Genomic DNA, 3,292 nt, shown 5'->3' with positions numbered 1-3,292 from the left:
ATTTTTAACTTTAGGTGAATTTTTTATGTTATTTATGCTGTTTTTACCGAAAGCGGATACATCATTTGTAAAGGCAATTTATAATAATATTGAGATGATATTAACGTTTGGTGGGGCTATATTTTTTATTTTTTTATGGATTAGGTTTGTAGAAAAAAGGTCATTTTCATCCATTGGTTTTTGGAAAGTACAATGGATGGGAAAGTATTTGAGAGGTGCGTTAATAGGATTTGTCTTCATTTCAATACCAGTAATTGTACTTGTATTAACAGGGATTGTAAAACTACAAATGCAACAAATTACGGCAACCGCCATATTTGGTATTGTAGGATCTTTAATTGCTTTTTTAGTACAAGGTGCAACGGAAGAAATTATTGTACGAGGCTGGTTGTTTCCAGTTATTTCTGTTAGAAGTCGTATATGGGTTGGGATTATAGTGACGTCCTTTTTATTCGGTTTTCTTCATTTACTTAATCCCGGTATTACAATTCTTTCAATATCCAATATAATATTAGTTGGTGTATTTACAGCATTTTACGTTTTAAAAGACAGTAGTCTTTGGGGGATATGCGCGTGGCATTCCATTTGGAATTGGGCGCAATATAACGTCTATGGTTTTGCAGTTAGTGGCATGACGATATATTCAACGCCGCTATTTAAACCTGTAACAAATGGGTCAGAAGTGCTTCATGGAGGCTCATTTGGTATTGAAGGTAGTATCATTACAACAATAATGCTTTCTATCGCTTCAATCGTTTTATGGAGACAGTTATGGGGGAGAAGAGCGAAACAACGAGATTTTAGTTAATGAAAGTGGGAGAAACTATGGGGATTGTAGCATTTGAGGGAGCGAGCGCTGTTGGTAAGAGTACAACATGCCGTGAACTAGAAAAAAATTACGGTGCATTTATTATACCTGAAGTTAATCTATTATTTGAAAGACCAAAAAATGAACATAGAACATGGTATTTTGAAAAACAAGTAGAGCGCTGGAATATAGCAATGCAGAAGTCGCAGCAATATGAGTTAGTAATACTCGATGGTGATATTTATCAGCCACTTAGTTATAATTGGTGTTTCCATTTTGATATATTTAATCAGCCGTTATCTTTAATAGAAAACTTTTATAAAGAAAAGATAATTAACGAAGAAATTGGTTTTCCAGATCAATATTTTTATTTATATACAAGTGATGAAGAGCTTAGAAAACGGAAAGAGTCTGATGGGACGAAAAAAAGAAGAAACTTTGAAAAACATTTACATATAGCTAGACCGTTCCAACGTTATTATGAAAACTTAAATAATGTTACAAAAGGGTACTGCAAGTTAATCGAGGCGAAAAATGTAAAGACGAATGAAATGGAGATTATGAAAAGTTTAAAGGATTTGAAAGTGAATGAAGAAATACGGTTTGATATTTCAAGGTTAGATGCTATAACGAGGTGGTTACAAGAGAATCGTGCATATTAAAAAGCAACGGGTGTCATATAAGGCGCTCGTTTTTTTATTTAAGTGCAATATTTTTTCATCTCCTTTATAAGTGGAAATAGTATAAAGTTTCGTAGTTTTAAATGAAATGCTTAGTATATGTAATAAAGATTAGAGAAGAAATTTCATAACATAACAGAATAATCTTTTAATTTACCTAAAAAAGAAATACAATATAAGGAAATGCATGAAAAGTTTTGCTATATAGTTTAAGGAGGAATAGGTGCATCAAAAGTAATGAAAGTATTGATAAATTTATTAAAATAATTCTATTAATGTAAATAATGATAATTTATGAGAGGAGACTTAATTTAAGCATGAGGAAAGTTATTATTTCGGATCTAGATGGGACTCTATTAAGAAGTGATAAAACAATTTCAGAGAAATCCATTAATATTTTGAGGGAATGTAAAAATAATGGAGACGAATTGATTTTTGCTACGGCAAGGCCTCCAAGAGCTATAAATCAGTATATTCCCAATGTGTTAAAGAATGACATTATCATTTGTTATAACGGAGCTCTAGTTCTTAAAGGTAATGATATTTTATATAAAAAGGAGATTTCTAAGAATAATATTTTAGAAATCATAGAAAAAGCAAAAAAATATAACCTTAATCATATTTGTATTGAAATAAATGATAAGCTGTACTCAAATTTTGATGTTACTGATTATTTTGGTAATGTGCCGTGTGAAGTCATGGATATAAGAGAGTTAAACTTTGAAAAAGCTTCTAAAGTAATTGTTTGTACTAATGGTTCAATAAATAAGGAGTTCACTAAGGAATTGCCTGATGAGTGCAAGGCAGTCATTACAGATAACGGAACATTGTGTCAAATTATGCATGCGGATGTTTCAAAATGGAATAGTATTCAGCATGTTCTACAGCACTTAAATCGAGACGTATCTGAAGTAATTGCATTTGGAGATGACTACAATGATATGGAAATGATAGAGAAGTGTGGGATTGGTGTAGCGATGAGCAATGCTGTTGAGGAATTAAAATCCGTCGCTAAATTTATTGCCAAAAGTAATGATGAGGATGGAGTTGCTACATTTCTGGAAAGTAATAGTTATATTTATGTTAATTAGTATGAAAAAATGAATTGCAGTAAGTTGCGAAAAAAGAGAAGCTACATCTGTTTTTAATAGATAGGAATTATGAAAAGGGCTATGTGGGAGGAAATAGGCGAGATGAAAACATTATTTAAAATAATAGGAATTATAGCTGGTATGGCGGTAATCGGGGTAGGTGTAACGTATGGTATGCTGTATTATCTGAATAATAGTAAACCAGCTGCGAAAAAGGCATCACCAGCCGCTCCGGCAGTAGAAGTGCTAGCTGATAGTAATGTAAAATCCGAAGATGCAAAGTTGTTAGAAAATGGAAATCATTCATTGCCGAATAGTGGTTTTAATAAAAATTTCAAATGGACAGATGAGAACATACAGACAGCATTACATGAAATGGCACATCAAAAAACGAAAGCTGATCAAAAATGGGGTTATATTTTTATTACACAAGAACGTATTGAAAGTTTACTTGAAATTATAAATAGTAATGATGTTGCACAAAAAAGTACATATGTGGATATTTTAGAACGATGGAAACAAGGAAAATATGAAAAGGTTGATGTGGACCACAACAAGATTTGGAAATTGCAAAGTGGGAATTTAGGAGAAGGGAAAGGAGTAATGTCAGAAAAGGAGCAAAAAGAATTAATTAATCAAGTTTTTATACAAAAAGGTACATATTCAGGTAGTAAATTAATTGCAGGTGAGGCACAAGCTAATAAATAATATAC

Annotated in this window: 4 protein-coding genes; all 4 read left to right on the top strand. The window is 31.8% G+C overall.

Annotation, left to right across the window (positions count from 1 at the left end):
- On the top strand, positions 1 to 808 hold an 808-nt coding region (locus AB3X48_RS19680; protein WP_367959834.1), incomplete at its 5' end, for a CPBP family intramembrane glutamic endopeptidase.
- The gene (locus AB3X48_RS19675) at positions 808 to 1,470 is read left to right on the top strand and encodes a nucleoside/nucleotide kinase family protein (protein ID WP_033714712.1); all 663 of its coding nucleotides are present in this window, start codon (positions 808 to 810) and stop codon (positions 1,468 to 1,470) included. The genes AB3X48_RS19680 and AB3X48_RS19675, both read left to right, overlap by 1 nt.
- 335 nt (positions 1,471 to 1,805) lie before the next feature.
- Entirely contained in the window at positions 1,806 to 2,579 is a 774-nt protein-coding gene (locus tag AB3X48_RS19670; protein ID WP_016104835.1) for a Cof-type HAD-IIB family hydrolase, read from the top strand.
- Between the two features lie 102 nt (positions 2,580 to 2,681).
- On the top strand, positions 2,682 to 3,287 hold the full coding sequence (locus AB3X48_RS19665) for a PRK06770 family protein (RefSeq protein ID WP_016104836.1): 606 nt from the start codon (positions 2,682 to 2,684) through the stop codon (positions 3,285 to 3,287).
- The last annotated feature ends 5 nt before the right edge of the window (positions 3,288 to 3,292 follow it).

The sequence above is a fragment of the Bacillus sp. S4 genome (assembly GCF_040838205.1).
Lineage (GTDB): Bacteria > Bacillota > Bacilli > Bacillales > Bacillaceae_G > Bacillus_A > Bacillus_A cereus_U.
The sequence above is the reverse complement of the archived record's forward strand: the minus strand, read 5'-3'. Positions and strand labels throughout refer to the sequence as shown.

What these genes read in the sequence shown, in the direction of transcription:
- AB3X48_RS19675 (WP_033714712.1), top strand. Translation starts at nt 808, where the DNA reads ATGAAAGTGGGAGAAACTATGGGGATTGTAGCATTTGAGGGAGCGAGC.
- AB3X48_RS19670 (WP_016104835.1), top strand. Translation starts at nt 1,806, where the DNA reads ATGAGGAAAGTTATTATTTCGGATCTAGATGGGACTCTATTAAGAAGT.
- AB3X48_RS19665 (WP_016104836.1), top strand. Translation starts at nt 2,682, where the DNA reads ATGAAAACATTATTTAAAATAATAGGAATTATAGCTGGTATGGCGGTA.